The following is a 17,719-nucleotide window of genomic DNA, read 5'->3' on the forward strand; positions in this document are numbered from 1 at the left end:
TCACCCGTTGCTGGCATGCAGTCATCGTGGCGACAGATAACACGCGCTGGCCCTATGCAATACGGTTGTCGCCAGTCGCCGACGCCTTACATTCGCACTGCCTGATATCGGAGCCGCCATGACCGTCCGTCTGTTCTCGCCGATCACCCTCGGCAAGCTCGACTTGCCCAACCGCATCGCCGTTGCCCCGATGTGCCAGTATTCGGCCGACGACGGCTCGGCCACCGACTGGCATCTGCAGCACTGGATGAACCTCGCAATGTCGGGCGCCGGCATGATCACCGTCGAGATGACCGACGTCGAGCGGCGCGGCCGCATCAGCCATGGCTGCATGGGTCTCTACTCCGATGCCAACGAAGCGGCGGCAAGACGCACGCTCGATGCCGCCCGGCGGGTGGCGACGCCGGGAGCGAAATTCGGCGTGCAATTGGCCCATGCCGGCCGCAAGGCCTCCAACCACAGGCCGTGGGACGGCTCCGGCCCGCTGACGCCGGAGGAGGATGCGTGGCCCGTCGTGTCGGCCTCGGCGATCGCCTATGCCGACGGCTGGCAAGTGCCGCATGCGCTTGATGAAGCCGAGATCGATCGGACCATCGGCCACTTCGCCGAGGCGGCCAGGCGCGCCGAGCGCGCCGGCTTCGACTTCATCGAGTTGCATTCGGCCCATGGCTACCTGCTGCACCAGTTCCTGTCGCCGCTGTCCAACCACCGCACCGACAGATGGGGCGGTTCGCTGGAAAACCGCATGCGGTTCCCCCTCGAGGTCGCGCGCCGTGTCGCGGAAGCCGTCCCCAACCTCATGCTCGGCGCGCGCATGTCGCTGACCGACTGGGTCGATGGCGGCTTCACGCTGGAAGAGGCCATCGAGGTGGCCAAGGCCTATGGCAAGGCTGGCATCGGCTACATCTGCTGTTCGAGCGGCGGCAACTCGCCCCACCAGAGCCTGCGCACCGGCCCGGGTTATCAGGTCCATCTCGCCGAAGCGGTGAAAAAGGCGACGGGCATCCCGGTGCGCGCGGTCGGCATGATCGACCAGCCGGCCCAGGCCGATGCGATCGTGCGCGAAGGCCGCGCCGACATGGTGGCGCTTGGCCGTGCCCTGCTCGCCGATCCGCGCTGGCCGTGGCGGGCTGCGGCCACCCTCGGCCACGACTTCCACGCGGCACCGCAGCTGGCGCGCTCGGTTGCCCTGATGAAGCAATGGGGCGCTGCCACGTAAGCTTACCCAAGGTCTGGCGCGGCGGACGCCTCCTGCTGGATCAGGACGGCGTCGCCGCGCGATGATCTACCGTTCGGACCAAGATTCGGGGGGCAGCAAATGAAGAAGAGCGTCGAGACGATCCGGGGCGACAGCGAGGGCATCGCCTACGAACTCCCGGTCTACCGCGTTTCGGGATCGTCCGCGTCGGCCCCGTCTGCCTATATCCAGGCCGCGCTCCATGGCGACGAACTGCCCGGCGTGGTGGCCATCGACGCGCTGATGCCGCGCCTGCGCAAGGCAGCTGCCGAAGGGCGCATTCGCGGCAACCTGACCATCGTGCCGCGTGCCAACCCGATCGGCGCCAACCAGTTGCTGTTCCACGCCGCCCAGGGGCGCTTCGATCTCGGCACCCGCACCAACTACAACCGCGACTTCCCGCTGCTCGACAGGCCGGACGTGTCGCTTCTGCCCGGCGACGACGTGCCGATGTCGGCCGACAAGCGCCTCAAGGCACGGCTGCTCAAGCTTTCGGTCGGCCACGACATCGTGCTCGACCTGCACTGCGACGACGAAGGCGTCGCCTATCTCTACGTGCCCGACGAGCTCTGGCCGGCGATGGAAGATTGCGCCGCGAACATGGGCGTCGACGCCGTCATCCTGTGGAGCGGCCAGTCGGGCTCGTCCTTCGACGAGGCCTCGCTGCACCCCTATCTCAAGATGCCTCGCAAGGAAGCGCGGCTCGAAAGCCGCGTCGTCACGACAGTCGAATATCGCGGCGTTTCCGATGTCTACGCCACAGTTGCCGAAGCTGACGCCCAGGGCCTCTATCGCCTGCTTGTGGCGCGTGGCGTGATCGAGGACACCTGGATCGAGACCCTAAAGACATTTGCGGGCGTGGTGGCGCCGATCGACCATGTCGAGATGGTGCCCGCCCCTTGCGCTGGGGCGATCCTCTACCACGTCAATCCCGGCGATACGGTCAAGGCTGGCGCCCATATCGCCACCATCGTGCGCGCGCCCGGCGAGGACGGTGGCAGGGTCGAGGTACTGGCGCCGCAGGACGGCTACATCCTGACGCGCCGTTCGCACCGCGCCACCCGCGCCGGCGACGACCTGGTCAAGCTGGTCGGCACGCGTCCGAGCGACGACGCCCGGTCAGGCGCGCTGGAGGCGTAGGCCGGCCGCCGCAACCATGAGCTGAATTCATCATTGGTTGCTCCGCGCCGCCGACCGCAACCAGGATCCTCCCGCTTGCCACTGAGGGGCCGCAGCCGTCCTGCGGCTGCGCCCTCCCCGGCAAACCGTCAGTTCGGCAGCGTATCCTTGAAGATGCGGCCATCCTTCATGATGACCAGGAAGCTCGTCTCGGGTTTGGCGACCAGCTGGAGATCCTCGAGCGGGTTGCCGTCGACCAGCAGCAGATCGGCCAGCGCGCCTTCCTCCACCACGCCCAGCTTTCCGGGATAAGGGTTACGCTTCCCCGAAAGTGTCAGCAGTTCGGCATTGGTCCCGGTCGCCATCACGAGGGCTTCGGCAGGCGTGTACCAGCGGATGAGCGACGCAAGGATTGCGCCCTGCTGCCGCGCCAGATCGCGGGAGAACAACACGTCCGTTCCCCACGCCGTCTTGATCTTGTATTTCTTCGCCAGTTCGTATGTCCGGCCGATGCCCGGCCACACCTCTTCCGCCTTGGCCCGCTCGACCGAGCCCTCCCGAAGCCCCAGCCTCATCATCTCCGGAAGCGGCTGCAAGCTCAGCCAGATGTCCTTTTCAGCAATCAGCTTGGCGGTTTCCTCATCCATGAGGAATCCGTGTTCGATGCATTTCACGCCGGCCGCGATTGCCATTTTGATCGCATCCGTCGTGAAGGCGTGCGCAATCACGTAGGTGCCCCAATTCTCGGCGATCTCGACCGCGGCCCGCATTTCGGGTTCGGTGAAGGTGGTGACATCGAGCGGGCTGAAGGGGGAAGACACCCCACCGCCGGCTGTCAGCTTGACATGGGCGGCCCCTTGCATGAACTGCTCGCGGACACGCAGGCGCACCTCATCCGGGCTGTCCACGACTATGCTGCCGCCGTTTCTCTCCATGGGCGTGAACGGGCCGCCGATCGTCCGCGGCAGGTCGCTGAATTGCCGGAAGTCGCCATGTCCGCTGGTCACCGTGATCATGGCGCCCGATGGATAGATGCGCGGCCCCACGACGATACCGCTGTCTATCGCGCGCTTGAGGCCGAACACCGGACCGCCCACGTCGCGCACAGTCGTGAAGCCACGCATCAACGTATGCGTTGCCTCGTCGCCTGCGGCGAGATTGGCGAAGCCGATGTCGCCCATTGCCTCCGCCGGGGTCGACGCGATCAGCATCGCGTGCCAGTGCGCGTCGATCAGGCCCGGCATCAGCACGCGGCCACCGCCCGCAATGACCTTGGCACCGGCCGCCTCGATGGGAGCGGTCGAGATGCGCTCGATGAGGTTGCCGTTGACCAGCACGTTCGACGCCGGCGACAGCGTGCTTGCCTTGCCGTCGAATATCCTGACGTTTTCGAACAGGACGCTCCCTGTCGGCGCGACGGGAGGCTCGGTCTCCACGCCCGACACTTCGATGGCGTAGTCATGCGCCAGGCCGACGCCGCTGTGGCCGACAAGGAGAGCGGGAACAAGGAAAAGCAAGCTCAGCAGGTAGGTTCGTAAACCGGTCATCTCGTGAACCCTCAACATCGGTTGTGGATGGGATGAAGGAAGCGACCTCGATATTTGAACTCTTGCCGACACGACTTTGGCATTTTGGCGCTGAACTATCCACCCACGGCGGCGGCTGGCAGCAACGATGGCCGGCCTTGGCTCAGCCGCCGCGCGAGGGCAGCAGGTCAATGCCGGCCGCTCCGTCCCGCACACGGCTACTGGTCGAATGCCGACAGCCAGCCCGCATCGATCTGGTGGTTCTGGCAGTAATCATGCAGGCGGGCGCGCGTCCTGTCGGTCTTGCCGAGCCCGAGATAACGCGCCGCGTTGCGCCAGTAGATGTTCTGCTGCTGCTCGGGCGTGTAGCCGGCAGCCGTCAGCTGCGCGCCGAGCCGCGCCATGTAGTTGTTGTTGTCCAGTTCCTTGGCGATCATCGTCCAGTCGGTGCCATAGAGCAGATGCCGGACATCGGGGTCGTAGCGGGACTGGAACTGCTGGAGATAGCCCCTGATCTCGGAGCGCGCCCGGTCATCGAACTCCGGACTGGTCAGCTCGTAGAGATAGCCAAGGTCGGCAAAAAGGTTGTCCCTGCCGTCGACCCTTATCGTCTCGCCGATGATGAACTCCCAGGCCTTCCCGCTGAAATCGTTCTCGCGGCATTCCTTCGCGGGCGGTTGCGGGCGCAGTTCGTCGAAGCCACCGAAATGCGCGAGATTGACGCGCAAATTCGGGAAACCGTCCAATGCCTTCCTCCACCAGGCGGGGCTTGCGCGGTGACCGTAGCCGCAGAGCGAGCCGAGGCTGTTTTCGGCGTGGGCCATGATCGGCACGTCGTTGTCCTCGCACCACGCATACAGGCCTCGAAGCGCGGCTTCGATGCCTTTCGGAGCGCCCTTGGGAAACTTGATCTTGTCGTTGCCGAACGCCTGGAAACCCATGGGCGGGTAGAGCTTGACCCCGACAAAGCCGCAATCGAGGACCGCCTGCTTGACCAGCGTCAGCGAGCCGCCACCCGCAGCCGCTCGCCACGGATCGAAGCCGACGAAACTGTGCATGTGCAGGTCTGTCGTGCGCGCGATCTGAAGCTGAAGCAGGTGCATCACCTCGATCTGCTGGGGCAAGCGTGATCGCGCGCTGCTGCTTCCGAGCCAGTTCTCCATGTCGAGGAAGCTCGGCGTCACCAGGGATACACAGCCCTTGGGCGCGAAGACGCGCAGATATTCGCGCGCGATGGCTTCGCGGTCATCCAGCAGCAACAGCGCGAAAGAGATGTAGCGCTGCATTTCGCTCGGCTGGCCCTGCAGGTCGGTGGCCAGCCCCAGCGCGTCGACCCGCGACAGGCTGCGCGAACGGCTGAACGCCTGCGGCGTGCCGGCATCCCGGGCCAACTGCTCCATCAGCGCCGGATAGTCGGGTTCAACATCGAAACCCTTGGCATTCCTGCCGAAGGTTTCGATCCCTCTGGCCCGCCGATCCATTTCCTGGATCGCGTCAGCCAGTATCGCGGTCTTGCGTTGTGCCGCGGTCGAAGCGGATTCGAGCGGTTGTCCCGACCGCAGCCGGCGGGCTTCGGTGGCAGCGTCCTTGGCGCCACGGCTGAGGATATCGACCAGAAACGCGATCAGGCCGTTGAACAGGCCTTTCGTCTGGACGTCGGTTGCCCTGGGGAAGAACTCCTCGCGCAACTCGCCGAGCGCGACATATTCGACGAAGCCTCGCACCGGCACGTCGGAAGCGTTGAAGAAGTGGCAGTGGACGTCGATGACCGGGTCGCGGTTTTCCAACGCGCAGCGGCCCGGTTCGGGGCGCCAGCGCGCGCAGCCCGGCGTCGCCGACACCGCCGCAGCCGCGCCGAGCAGCCACAGCAGATCCCGGCGTTTCACGACCCTCGACGCGCCAGTCCGTCCCTCCATGCCGAACCCGTCCCCACAAGTTCACCAGGAAGACATCCTGCGGCGAGAACGGCAAAGAGTCGATACGTCGTGGAACGGTAGCCAAGGGAGGCAGGCGCCGGCAAGGCGGCTGCGTCTAGCCCTCGGCCCCATACACCAGCCTGTCCTGCCTGGCCCTGAGTTCGGCGATCTTCGAGCCCGGCGCCACGGCGGCGTTGGCGGTGGTGATGAGTTCGCCCTTCCTGATCGGCGCCGTCACCGTACCGCCCTGCAGCAGGCCGCAGGGAATGGCTTTTGCCGCGCGGGCTTCCGGCGCGGTCATGATCCACGAGCGGTAGCAATATTCGCCGATGGCATCGAGCTTTTCGCCCGGCTGCATGTCCTTCTTGGCGACGGCGCAGACGTCGGCCACGGGCTTGGCCAGCGGCACCATGTCGGCCTTGCCGTGCAGCACGACGCGGGCACAGGTCAGCGGCACTTCGAGCGAGGTCAGGTGATAGGGCCGGTGGAAGGTGAAATACGGTCCCTCGCCGACCTTGAGGTCTTCCATGCGCTCGCGGATGCGCGGATGCGACATCTCGGCGATGACGAAGACGCCGGGGGCGACGCCCTTGCCGATCGAATAGTCGACGACGCCGACCCTGGACAGCACGCCGCCGTCCTTCTGCGGCACCAGCACCTTGTTGAGTTCGGGCAGCGTGGCGGAGGGGCCATGCATGCCCGCCTTGTCGGGCACGAGCCCGGTGGCGTTGGCGATCGCCGCCATCTCGACCATCGTCTTCGAGCCGTCGACGAACTCGACCAGCATGCGCACGTTCATGTTGCGGCGCCTGGCTTCCTCGGCATAGTCGTCGGGGATGGCGTCGATGTTGAGCGGGTTGTTCTTGCCCTTGCCGGCGGCGACGATGGTGTGGCCCATCGCCGAGACGAATTCGATCAGTTCCATGCACGACGACGGCTCGTCGCCGGCGCCGAGCGAATAGGTCACGCCAAGCCGGTCGGCCTCGCTCTTGAGATAGGCGCCGATGGTGACGTCCGCCTCGACATTCATCATGACGAGATGCTTGCCGTGCTCCATCGCGCGCAGGCCGATCTCGGCGCCGACGGCAGGAACGCCGGTGGCGTCGATGACGACGTCGATCAGGCCGCTGTTGAGGATCAGGTCGGCGTCGTTGGTGATGGCGATCTTGCCGCTTTCCATGGCGTCGGCGAGAGCCGAGGCGGTCGTCGCCTCGCGCGCATGGCCGCCTTCCCGGTAGGCGATCTCGGCCGCCTTGAGCGCGCGCTCGGGATGGAACTCCGAAATGGCACCCACCGCGATGCCCGGCATGTGCGCCACCTGCGACACGATATCGGTGCCCATCTCGCCACAGCCGATCAGGCCGATGCGGATCGGCTTGCCTGATTTCTGGCGCTCGACGAGATCGCGCGTCAAGCCCACCGGAGCGACGTTGATGGTCATCTGAGTGATCTCCCGAAGAAGCGAAGCATATGTATCTAACGACCGACCGGTATTGAATTATGGCCGGGTGTCAACCTGAATGTCCTTGCGGGTCGTGCACCGGCACGCCGCCATTTGTCAGTAGACCGGCAAAGGCAAGCTGTTCGGCCTGCGGCAATGCCGTTAAGCTCGCTGCATCCACCTGACGGACGGCAGCACCGGAGAGCAGCCGGGGCGCCAGCGAGCAAGCCGCGGGCGGATGGGAACGCCATATATTCGAATGCGATAGCCGCCGGTCCGGATTCAGTTTCTGAGGATGGCGCATCCGTGGGAGAGAACGATGGCCGAGAAAGTCCTTGTCCTGCTGGGCACCAAGAAAGGCGCCTTCATCGCCGAGAGCAATGCGGAAAGGCGCTCGTGGAAGCTGCGCGGTCCGTTCTGCGAGACCTGGCCGATGAACCATGTCGTCGCCGATCCGGCGACCGGCACCATCTGGGGCGCTGGCGGCAACGAATGGTTCGGCCCGGCGGTGTGGAAGTCGACCGACCTCGGCGAGACCTGGACGCATTCCTCCGAAGGGCTCGCTTATGCCGAAGGCGAGGAGCCGATCAAGGCGGTGTGGAGCCTCGCCAAGGGCAATGGCAGCCTCTATGCCGGCGTCCAGCCGGCGGGACTGTTCCGCAGCGACGACGATGGCCGGAGCTGGAGCCACGTCGAGGGCCTGCAGAAGCACCCGTCGCGGCCGCACTGGAACCCCGGCGGCGCCGGCCTGATCCTGCATTCGCTGGTCATCGACCCCGCCGACCACGACCGCATCTGGATCGGCATATCGGCGGCCGGCGTCTTCTACACCGGCGACGGCGGCAAGAGCTGGGAGCCGCGCAACCTCGGCACCCGCGCCGACTTCATGCCCGAGGGCGAGAACTATCCCGAATTCGGCCAGTGCGTGCACAATCTGGTCATGGCGCCGGGCATGCCGAACCGGCTCTACCAGCAAAACCATTGCGGCATGTATCGCTCCGACGATGGCGGCAAGCGCTGGGTCAGCATCGAAAAGGGCCTGCCCTCGACCTTCGGCTTCCCGGCCGCCGCCCATCCGCGCGACCCTGAAACTCTGTACCTCGTGCCGCTCAACGGCGACAGCGCCGGCCGCTACGTGCCCGACGCCAAGGCGGCGGTCTGGCGCACCCGAAGCGCCGGCAGCGAATGGCAGGCGATGCGCAACGGCCTGCCGCAGGAAAATGCCTATATCGGCGTGCTGCGCCAGGCGATGGCGACCGACAGGCTCGACCCGGCAGGCGTCTATTTCGGCACCAGTTCGGGTGCGCTGTTCGCCAGCGCCGACGAGGGCGAGAGCTGGATCGACGTCACCCAGCACCTGCCGTCGATCCTGTCGGTGGAAACCCTCGTCGTCGACGGCTGAGGCACGGCTCGTGGACAACACCCCTGCCCCCGAAGCCAGACCGGGCGCCGTTGCCGCCGTCGTGGTGCGCCTGCCCGGCGTTCTGGTCGACCTGTTTCCCGGCGCGCCGCGCCGGGTCGAGGTGCCCGCCGCGACCGTCCGCGACATGGTCGACCAGCTCGACAAAAGCTGGCCCGGCATGCGCGACCGCATCTGCGACAGCCGCCCCGCCATCCGCAAGCACATCAACGTCTTCGTCGAGGGTGAACGCGCCACGCTGAAGACAAAGCTCAAGCCAGGCGTCGAAGTGTTCGTGCTGACTGCGATCAGCGGTGGGTGAAGTATGCCCGCGGCAACGGTCTGCGCAGGCTTCCCTCCCGCAACCATTGCGCTAGGATCGCGACAGATTCTCTTCCAGGGAGCGGCAATCATGCGACGCAGCAGTCTATTTCTGGCACTCATGCTGGCATTTGCGCCGGCCCTGCCGCAGGTCGCGGCGGCGCAGGAACGCGTGGAAACCCTGCGCATGCGCCCGGGCGCGACGCAGACGACGGTGCGCGGCATCGTCATCGGTCGCATCAGCGCATCCTACCGGCTCGAGGCGCGTGCCGGCCAGCGCATGAGCCTCGACCTCAATTCGCGCAACACCTTCCTCTATTTCAATGTACTCGATCCGCGCGGCCGCGCCATCGCCCGCGAGCAGACCCAATGGGATGGCCGCCTGCCGGCCTCCGGCCTCTACACCATCCAGATCTACCTCGTGCGCGCCGAAGCCCGGCGCAACCGGCCGGCGCCCTTCTCGCTCAACGTCTCGATCTTCGGCCGCGGCGGCGTGGAGCCCGGCCCTGCTCCAGGCCCCGACCCGATGCCGGGACCGCGCTCCTGGCGCGTCGTCGGCGTGACGCCCAACGACGTGCTCAACATGCGTTCGACGCCGTCGCCGCGCGGCTCCGTCCTCGCCGAGATCCCGTTCGACGCAGGTGGCCTGCGCAATCTCGGCTGCCAGGATGGACAGAGCTGGTGCAAGGTACGCTACCGCGGCCAGGAAGGCTGGGTCAACGGTCGCTTCCTGCGCCCGGAATGACCGGCGCCGTCACCGGCGAGCACAGCCAGGGGCCAGGCGCCTGAACACGGCCGATCGTTGGGACATCAACGGTCGGTCGGGGACTTGTCCGTGTCGCCGGCATCGTCCGCTTCGCCGGCGCTGATCGATCCGATGACGATGGTCTCGCCGATCGGCTCGCGCCGCTGCCGTGTCTCGGCAACCACCCGGTCCATCTCCGCCTTGATTTCGGCCAGCAGCGCCAGCGCCTCGGCTTCGTTGCGCTTGAGCTCGGCGCTCGCCTCACCCGAACCAGCCTCGCCGGCGGCGCGCGCATTGCGCGCGGACAGATAGTCCTTGTAGGCGGTGTCCCACTTTTTCATCAGGACAACCCAGGCATCGACGGCGTCGTGTTTTCCGGGTTTTTCAGGCTGGTGCGAACTAGGCAAATTGGACCCTCGAACAATCCGCATGGCGCGGAATGGAAAAGCGACACTGCAACTGCGTGCCGTTACTCGGACTGACCCCGCCGCATTGGTCAGGCTGCAATCTAACATGGAGAGGATCGAGCGTCATTCGCTAGCGCACGCTATATGCACCAGAGCTAACAATCAGTTGTGGAAAGCAGCCAGCGCCCCTCCAGCGCTCGTGCCGGACGCCCGGCAGATGCCATGACCCGCCGCTTTGGCCGCCGATCACAATATTGCGACCGACCGCGTGAACGTTCCCGAATATGCAACCAGCGCGCGCTTTTCGCCGCTCAATCAAGCTGCCGGAGCGCGCAATGCGAGGTAACCACCGAAGAATCGATATTAAAGAGATGCATAATATACGAGTGTCAAATTGATACACCACCCCCAATAAGCGTAGATTCACAATTTCGACACTCTCCGGAAAATCTAAACAAAAGATAATCTAGGCAAAGACAACAATCTAACACTTTCATACAAGTACGGTATTTCGTTATGTATACTGATTTTCATCATATAGATACGAATATTAACCATGGTTTACAAAAGGTAAACAAATTGGTACAGTTCAGTTGGCGAGTGGGGCTTACAAACACTTGCGTCCAGATTTTCCACGGGAACAACCTGGTTGCGAAATTGTCATTGTCACCAGGGTGCTATTCTGCGTCCGGTCTGTTTGGTTCGCGTAGTCGTCAGGTAATGCCGCCACCTTTGGGTTGGAGTAAGCGTTATGACGGCGGTAGCATTCCCGCATCGACCTGCTATGGAAATCTTCAATGCGGCAGGAATGCCCCTCGGCGGCACTCCGCGGATCAGCGTCGTGGTTCCGGCCATGAACGAAGCCAAGAACTTGCCGCACGTTCTTCCTCACATTCCAGCCTGGGTCGATGAAGTCATCCTTGTGGATGGAAATTCCACTGACGACACCATTGCCGTTGCACGCGAACTGCTGCCCGACATCATTGTCCTGCAGCAGGAGAAGCGCGGCAAGGGTGCAGCGCTCTATACCGGCTTCAGCGCCGCCAAGGGCGACATCATCATCACGCTGGACGCCGACGGCTCGGCCGACCCTGGCGAAATCCCCGCTTTCGTCGGCGCGCTCCTTGCCGGCGCCGACTTCGTCAAGGGCTCCCGCTTCATGCAGGGCGGCGACACCACCGACATGGAGTGGTACCGCAAGCTTGGCAACTGGGGCCTGCTCCGCCTCGTGCGCCTGCGCTTCGGCGGCAAGTTCACCGATCTCTGCTACGGCTACAACGCCTTCTGGCGCGACGTACTGCCTTGCCTCAACCTCGAGCAGGCGACGGGTTTCGAGATCGAGACCCAGATGAACGTGCAGGCGCTTCGCGCCGACCTCAACGTTTTCGAGGTTGCCAGCAAGGAGTTCCCGCGCATCCACGGCACCAGCAACCTGCGTACCTTCCCCGATGGCTGGCGCGTGCTCAAGACGATTGTCAGGCTGGGCATTTCACCATTGCCCAAGGTGCCGACGCGCCGCCGCACGACAGCCGGACTGCAACAACCCAGCATCTAGGCGGGCGGTCATGGCGGCGTCGGGGGATACGGTATCAGTCATCATATGTGCCTATTCCGACGATCGCCGGGAGCAGCTTCACCGCGCCATCGCCTCCGTGCTTGCCCAACGCAGCAAGCCGAAGGAGATCATCGTGGTCATCGACCACAACACGCCGCTGTGGCTCCATGTCTTCGCCGCCTATCCGGCCCTGACGGTGATCGTCAATGAAGGCGCGCGCGGTCTTTCAGGCGCCCGCAACACCGGAATCCGGCGTGCCGGCGGCGACATCCTGGCCTTCCTCGACGACGACGCCATCGCCGATCCCTACTGGCTGGCGCGCATGCTGCCGCACTACGGCAACCCCTCGGTCATCGGTGTCGGCGGCCGCGTGCTGCCGTTGTGGCAGGTCGACCGGCCGCGCTGGTTTCCCGAGGAATTCCAGTGGGTTGTCGGCTGCAGTTATCGCGGCCAGCCGGACCGGATCGAACCTGTGCGCAATCCCATCGGCTGCAACATGTCGTTCCGCCGGACCGTCTTCGAGCTGACCGGCGGGTTTCGCGAAGGCATCGGCCGCACCGCCGCCGATGCCGCCGGCTGCGAAGAGACCGAGCTATGCATCCGCGCCACCCAGGCCATGCCCGGAGCCCTCATCCTCTACGACCCGCAGATGAGCGTGCATCACCAGGTCACCGCCGAGCGCGCGCGCTGGCGCTATTTCCGCAAGCGTTGCCTCGCGGAGGGTCGCTCCAAGACCCAGGTCGTCAAGGCGGTGGGCGCCCTGGACGGGCTCGCCAGCGAACAGCGCTACGTCATGCGCGTGCTGCCCGCCGGGGTCCTGCGCGCCCTCGGCGACAGCGTGCTCAAGCTCGACCCATGGGCGCTGGCGCGAGCCGGCGGCATCGTCTTCGGACTGGGCTACACGGCCTGGGGTTATTTCGGCGCGCGGCTGAACCGGGCATGGAGGCAGGCATGAGCGAAGCGCAGTTCCGCCCGATCAAGGTCCTCGATGTCGATGTCTGCCGGCCGATGAACGACGTGCAGATGCGCGACCCCGTCAGCGGCGAGCGTTATGGCGGCGTGTTCTGCCTTGTCAGGCGGCTGGGCCGCCCGGTCTCGATCATGGAGTTTGCCTTCGACGGCGACGTGCTGACCACGTTCGACCTGCGCGCCAGGATCGCCGGGGACAAGGCGGTCCAGGACGGCGCCTTGCAGCACGACGCGCCGCTGCCGAAGAAGGAAGGCCCGTTCGCCAGCGTCGTCATCGCCACCCGCAACCGTGCCGAAAGCCTGGCCCGGTGCCTCGATTCGCTGCTTCTCCAGACCTATGAGCCCTTCGATATCGTCGTCGTCGACAACGCGCCTTCGGATCGCCAGACCGCCGATCTGATCGCCGCGCGCTATGCCCGGGGCAAGGCCGTGCGTTATGTCAGGGAGGATGTCCCCGGTCTCGGCCGCGCCCACAATGCCGGCCTCGCCAACATCTCTTCCGAGCTTGCGCTGTTCACCGACGACGACGTCATCGTCGATCCCAACTGGGTGGCCGCGATGGCGGCGAACTTCGACCGGGCCGGCCGGGTCGGCTGCGTCACCGGCCTGATCCTGCCCGCCGAGCTCGACACCCGTGCGCAGTTTTGGACCGAGCGCCACGGCGGCTTCGGCAAGGGATTTGCGCGCAAGGTCTTTGACCTTGCCGGCAACCGGCCGTCCGGGTCGCTGTTTCCCTTTACCGCCGGCCAGTTCGGATCGGGCGCCAACATGGCGTTCCGGACCGACGCGCTGCGCCAGATCGGCGGCTTCGATTCCGCCCTTGGCGCCGGCACCGTTGCGCGCGGCGGCGACGACCTCGCCTCTTTCTACGCCGTCGTCCAGGCCGGCTTCCAGCTGGTCTACGAACCGCGCGCGCTCGTCTGGCATCACCATCGCCGCGGCGAGGACGGCATGCGCCGCCAGGCCTACGGCTACGGCATGGGCCTGGGCGCCTATCTGACCAAGGTCGTGGTCGACGATCCGCCTGCGGCCCTGCAGCTGGCACGCGCCATGCCGGCGGGCATCGCCCACATGGCCGGCCCGACCTCGCCCAAGAACCAGCGCCTTCCCGGCGACTATCCCGGCACCCTGATCTGGCGCGAGCGGCTGGGCATCGCGGCCGGCGTTCCCAACTACCTGCGCAGCCGCTATGCCGCCTCCCGACGCCCGGCACCCGGTGTCGCGCGGACGGAAAACGGACAGGACACCTATGCCAAAGGAGGGTCGACCGCCATGCGTCCAACCGTGCCCATCCTGCTCTATCACAGCATCGACACCGACTGCGCCCCGGCCTACCGGCGCTGGATGATGACGCCGGACGAACTCGACCAGCACATGAAGGTTCTGGTCGAAGGCGGCTACCGCCCGGTGACGATGTCGGCGCTGGCGACCATCTTCCGCGAGCACCGACCCGTGCCGCCGCGCACGGTAGTCATCACCTTCGATGACGGATTGTGCGATTTTCTCACCGGTGCCATGCCGGTGCTGGAGCGCTACGGCTTCGCCGCCACGCTCTATGTCGTCTCCGGCTTCGTCGGAAAGACCAGCGAATGGCTCACCGCCTGCGGCGAAGGCGAACGCCGCATGCTCGACTGGAACGAGCTTCGCGGTCTTGCCTGCGAAGGCATCGAGATCGGCGCGCACACCGTCAGCCACCCGCAGCTCGACATCCTGTCGCCGACAGAGGCCGCGCGCGAAATCCTCGACAGCAAGCTTGCCCTGGAACACGGGCTGAAGCGGCCGGTGCACAGCTTCGCCTATCCGCACGGCTATTCCAGCCGCACCACCCGCGCGCTCGTCCGCGGGGCCGGTTTCCAGTCGGCCTGCCGCGTGCGCCATGCCTTGACAACGACGACCGAGGATCCGTTCACGCTGTCGCGCATCGTCATGACCAGCGAGGTCGGGCCGGCCGAATTGCGCCGCCTGCTGACCCAGCCGGTCCTGCCGGTCGCCCCGCCCGCCGACAGGCTGGCGGCCACCGGCTGGCGCATGTTCCGCCGGTTCCAGCACATCGCCCATGCCGGCAGCTGAGGAACGTCACTCCGCTGCCTGAAGCTGCCCGGCATCGAGCATCGCCCTGATCTCCGACCGGCAGGAACCGCAATTGGTGCCGGCTTTCAGGACCTTGCCGATCTCGTCGAGGCTGTCGCTGCCGCCCGAGATTGCCGCCGCGAGCTGGTTCACCCCGACATTGAAACACGAGCAGACGATGCGGCCGACCGCCGGCACCGGCACCGGCGCACGCCCCGACAAAAGCGCGCGCCGGTCGAGCGGCGACAGCGGCTCGCCCGAAGCAAGCAGCGACAGCAGCCAGTCGCGTTCGGGCAGATGCCCCTGCGGCGCCACCAGCAATGCTTCGGCAAGCCTGCCTTCGCCGTCGGTCGCCGCGGCGCGGAAGGTCGAGGTTCGCCGGTCGGTGTATTCGAGCAACTGGTCGGCCGGCACCACGTCGACCAGCCGCCGGGCGAGCAGGATGCCTTGCTCCGGCGGCTCGGTGCCGGACAATTCGTAGACCCATCCACCCGCCACCGCCGCCCGGCTCCAGTGGACCAACCCTGTCGGCCTGATGTCGCGTCGGGTCATCAGCACGCCGGCCCAGGCGACCGGCTCGCGCATGATGCGCACCGGAACGTGCTTGAGTTCCGGCTGGCCGGAGAACGGGTCCGTGACCGGCGCCGACAGCGATCCGGCCGCGGCGTTGGCGGCAAAGCGCCCGCTCCAGTGCATCGGCAAAAACGCCTCGCCCATGCGCTGGCCGATGCCAATCCGCGCCTTGGCCCGGACGCAGCCATAGCGGCTATCGATGCGGACGAGGTCGCCGTCGGCGATCCCCTGCGCGGCCGCGTCGGAAGCGTTGAGTTCTACAGCCGGCTCCGGCGCATTGGCCATCAGGCGCGGCACCCTGCCGGTGCGGGTCATGGTGTGCCACTGGTCGCGCAACCGGCCGGTGTTGAGAACGAGCGGAAACGCCGCGTCGACCGGCAGTGCCGCGCCTTCCTGGCGGACGGCCACGAAACGGGCGCGGCCGTCGGCAGTGGGAAACAGGCCATCGCCGAGCAACCGTTGCGCCCCAGCCGACGCGCCTATGGGAAACGGCCAATGCAATGGCACAAGCGCGTCGTATTCGGCGTCGGTGAGACCGGCCAGGCCGCCAATGTCGAACAGGCGGGCGCCGTCATTCTCGAAGGCGGAAAGTGCGGCATGCTCGCGAAAAATCGCTGCCGGACCCGGATGGTCGAAGGCTTCGGCAAAACCCATGCGCCGGGCGACCTCCGAGACGATCCACCAGTCCGGACTGACGTCGCCCGGCATCGGCAGGAACGATTTCTGGCGCGATATCAGGCGCTCGGAATTGGTCACCGTGCCGTCCTTCTCGCCCCAGGCGGCAGCAGGCAGGAGCACGTCGGCGAAGTGGCTGGTGTCGGTGCGGGTGACATCCGAGACGACGACGAATTGGCACGTCTTCAGCGCCGCACGCACCTTGCCGGCATCCGGCATGCTGACGGCGGGGTTGGTGCCCATCACCCACAGCGCCTTGATGCGCCCGTCGCCAACCGCCTCGAACATGTCCACCGCCTTGAGCCCCGGCCTGCGGGCAATGTCGGGCGCGTTCCAGAAGCGGCCGACGCGTTCCGGCGCCGACGGATCGTCGAATCCCATATGCGCGGCAAGCTGGTTGGCGAGGCCGCCGACCTCGCGGCCGCCCATGGCGTTGGGCTGGCCGGTGACCGAAAACGGCCCCATGCCCGGCCTGCCGATGCGCCCCGTCGCCAGGTGGCAGTTGAGGATCGCATTGACCTTGTCGGTGCCGTGCGCCGACTGGTTGACGCCCTGGCTGTAGACGGTGACGGTCCGCTCCGTCGAAGCGAACCAGCCGTAGAAAGTCGCCACATCGGCGGGATCGAGATCGCAGCCGTCGGCGACACGCCTCACCGATGGCGCGTCGGCGACGGCAAGGCCGAGCGTCGCGTCGAAGCCCGACGTGTGGGCGGCGACATAGGCCTGGTCGACGGCGCCGCAGCCCGCGAGATGCGCCAGCAGGCCATTGAACAACAGCACGTCGGTGCCCGGCTTCAGCTGCAGGTGCAGGTCGCACTCCGCAGCGGTTGCCGTGCGGCGCGGATCGATGACGACGATCCTGGTGCCGCGCTCGGCCCACGCGGCAAGCAGGCGTTGGTAGAGGATCGGATGACACCAGGCGGTGTTGGACCCGACGAGCACGACGAGATCGGCCTCCTCGAAATCCGCGTAGACGCCGGGCACGATATCTTCGCCGAAGGCGCGTTTGTGGCCGGCGACGCTGGATGCCATGCACAGCCGCGAATTGGTGTCGATGTTGGCCGAGCCGATGAAACCCTTCATCAGCTTGTTGGCGACGTAATAGTCCTCGGTGAGCAATTGCCCCGAGACGTAGAAGGCGACCGAATCCGGCCCGTGCTGCGCAATGGTTTCGGAAAACCGCCTGGCCACCAAATCGAGCGCATCGTCCCAGGCGGCGCGGCGGCCGGCGATCTCGGGATGAAGCACCCGCCCGTCGAGACCGAGCGTTTCGCCGAGCGCCGAGCCCTTGGAACAGAGCTTGCCCGCATTGGCGGGATGGCCGGGGTCGCCACGCACGGACACCGTGCCGTCCGCGGCGACCCGTGCCTGCACGCCGCAACCCACCCCGCAATAGGGACAGGCGGTCCGCACCTCGCGTGCATCCGTCACGGTCAGGCTGCCTTCGAAGCGAGGAGATCGAGGGCGATGAACAGCCGCCCGTCCTCGACCTTGAGCGGGATGGTCCTGACCGAACCTTCGTCGGCGCCGAGCGCCTTGCCGGTTTCCAGCGAAAACACCCAGTTGTGCAGCGGGCAGGTTACCGCAGCGCCATGCACGATGCCCTGGCTCAGCGGCCCGCCTCTGTGCGGGCAATGGTCCTCGATGGCGAAGACCTGATCCTCTGCGGTGCGAAACACGCCGATCTTGCCCTGGGGCGTGTCCACGCAGCGCGCCCCACGCAACGGTATGTCGGCGATCGTGCCGATCGCGATCCAGTCCATCTC

The 17,719-nt window shown here is 66.1% G+C and carries 14 protein-coding genes; 8 read left to right on the forward strand and 6 right to left on the reverse strand.

Features of this window, described 5'->3' with window-relative positions; genetic code table 11:
* Nucleotides 1-118 precede the first annotated feature (118 nt).
* Both GGR00_RS12535 and GGR00_RS12540 read left to right on the forward strand, forming a co-directional pair.
* Nucleotides 119-1,219: an NADH:flavin oxidoreductase/NADH oxidase gene (locus GGR00_RS12535; protein WP_184699597.1), complete on the forward strand. Its 1,101-nt coding sequence runs from the start codon at nucleotides 119-121 to the stop codon at nucleotides 1,217-1,219.
* 99 nt (nucleotides 1,220-1,318) lie between these two features.
* Entirely contained in the window at nucleotides 1,319-2,377 is a 1,059-nt protein-coding gene (locus GGR00_RS12540) for a M14 family metallopeptidase (RefSeq protein WP_055969966.1), read from the forward strand.
* 128 nt (nucleotides 2,378-2,505) lie between these two features.
* Here the strand turns inward: GGR00_RS12540 and GGR00_RS12545 are convergent, their stop codons facing one another.
* The 3 genes from GGR00_RS12545 to GGR00_RS12555 form a co-directional block, all read right to left on the reverse strand.
* Nucleotides 2,506-3,903, reverse strand: coding sequence for a metal-dependent hydrolase family protein (locus tag GGR00_RS12545; protein WP_184699732.1), 1,398 nt, complete (start codon nucleotides 3,901-3,903; stop codon nucleotides 2,506-2,508).
* Nucleotides 3,904-4,100: 197 nt separating this feature from the next.
* Entirely contained in the window at nucleotides 4,101-5,768 is a 1,668-nt protein-coding gene (locus GGR00_RS28585) for an amidohydrolase family protein (protein WP_184699598.1), read from the reverse strand.
* 145 nt (nucleotides 5,769-5,913) lie between these two features.
* Complete coding sequence (locus GGR00_RS12555) at nucleotides 5,914-7,239, reverse strand: NAD(P)H-dependent oxidoreductase (protein ID WP_184699599.1); 1,326 nt, start codon at nucleotides 7,237-7,239, stop codon at nucleotides 5,914-5,916.
* Between the two features lie 319 nt (nucleotides 7,240-7,558).
* Between GGR00_RS12555 and GGR00_RS12560 the strand changes: the two genes are divergently transcribed.
* From GGR00_RS12560 to GGR00_RS12570, 3 genes are all read left to right on the forward strand, one after another.
* A complete protein-coding gene (locus tag GGR00_RS12560) occupies nucleotides 7,559-8,641 on the forward strand; it encodes a WD40/YVTN/BNR-like repeat-containing protein (RefSeq protein ID WP_184699600.1) in 1,083 nt (360 codons plus the stop codon).
* Between the two features lie 10 nt (nucleotides 8,642-8,651).
* Nucleotides 8,652-8,960: a MoaD/ThiS family protein gene (locus GGR00_RS12565; RefSeq protein ID WP_184699601.1), complete on the forward strand. Its 309-nt coding sequence runs from the start codon at nucleotides 8,652-8,654 to the stop codon at nucleotides 8,958-8,960.
* Between the two features lie 90 nt (nucleotides 8,961-9,050).
* The gene (locus GGR00_RS12570) at nucleotides 9,051-9,704 is read left to right on the forward strand and encodes an SH3 domain-containing protein (protein WP_082496349.1); all 654 of its coding nucleotides are present in this window, start codon (nucleotides 9,051-9,053) and stop codon (nucleotides 9,702-9,704) included.
* 65 nt (nucleotides 9,705-9,769) lie between these two features.
* Here the strand turns inward: GGR00_RS12570 and GGR00_RS12575 are convergent, their stop codons facing one another.
* Nucleotides 9,770-10,045: a hypothetical protein gene (locus GGR00_RS12575; RefSeq protein WP_156381066.1), complete on the reverse strand. Its 276-nt coding sequence runs from the start codon at nucleotides 10,043-10,045 to the stop codon at nucleotides 9,770-9,772.
* A gap of 874 nt (nucleotides 10,046-10,919) precedes the next feature.
* On the opposite strand from GGR00_RS12575, the gene GGR00_RS12580 reads away from it, so the two are divergent.
* Genes GGR00_RS12580 through GGR00_RS12590 form a run of 3 tightly spaced genes read left to right on the forward strand, consistent with a single transcriptional unit; the run spans nucleotide 10,920 to nucleotide 14,705 of the window.
* Complete coding sequence (locus GGR00_RS12580; RefSeq protein ID WP_210315012.1) at nucleotides 10,920-11,666, forward strand: glycosyltransferase family 2 protein; 747 nt, start codon at nucleotides 10,920-10,922, stop codon at nucleotides 11,664-11,666.
* Between the two features lie 10 nt (nucleotides 11,667-11,676).
* Complete coding sequence (locus GGR00_RS12585) at nucleotides 11,677-12,621, forward strand: glycosyltransferase family 2 protein (protein ID WP_184699603.1); 945 nt, start codon at nucleotides 11,677-11,679, stop codon at nucleotides 12,619-12,621.
* Nucleotides 12,618-14,705, forward strand: a complete 2,088-nt coding sequence (locus tag GGR00_RS12590) for a polysaccharide deacetylase family protein (protein ID WP_162244880.1) — start codon at nucleotides 12,618-12,620, stop codon at nucleotides 14,703-14,705. Before GGR00_RS12585 ends, GGR00_RS12590 begins: the two co-directional genes overlap by 4 nt.
* Before the next feature lie 6 nt (nucleotides 14,706-14,711).
* On the opposite strand, the gene GGR00_RS12595 is transcribed toward GGR00_RS12590, so the two are convergent.
* On the reverse strand, nucleotides 14,712-17,390 hold the full coding sequence (locus GGR00_RS12595; RefSeq protein ID WP_184699733.1) for a nitrate reductase: 2,679 nt from the start codon (nucleotides 17,388-17,390) through the stop codon (nucleotides 14,712-14,714).
* Nucleotides 17,387-17,716 carry a nitrite reductase small subunit NirD gene (gene nirD, locus GGR00_RS12600; RefSeq protein WP_055970619.1) on the reverse strand — a complete coding sequence of 110 codons (330 nt, stop codon included), beginning with the start codon at nucleotides 17,714-17,716 and terminating at the stop codon, nucleotides 17,387-17,389. Before nirD ends, GGR00_RS12595 begins: the two co-directional genes overlap by 4 nt.
* Nucleotides 17,717-17,719: the final 3 nt, after the last annotated feature.

Source organism: Aminobacter aganoensis (assembly GCF_014206975.1).
GTDB lineage: Bacteria > Pseudomonadota > Alphaproteobacteria > Rhizobiales > Rhizobiaceae > Aminobacter > Aminobacter aganoensis.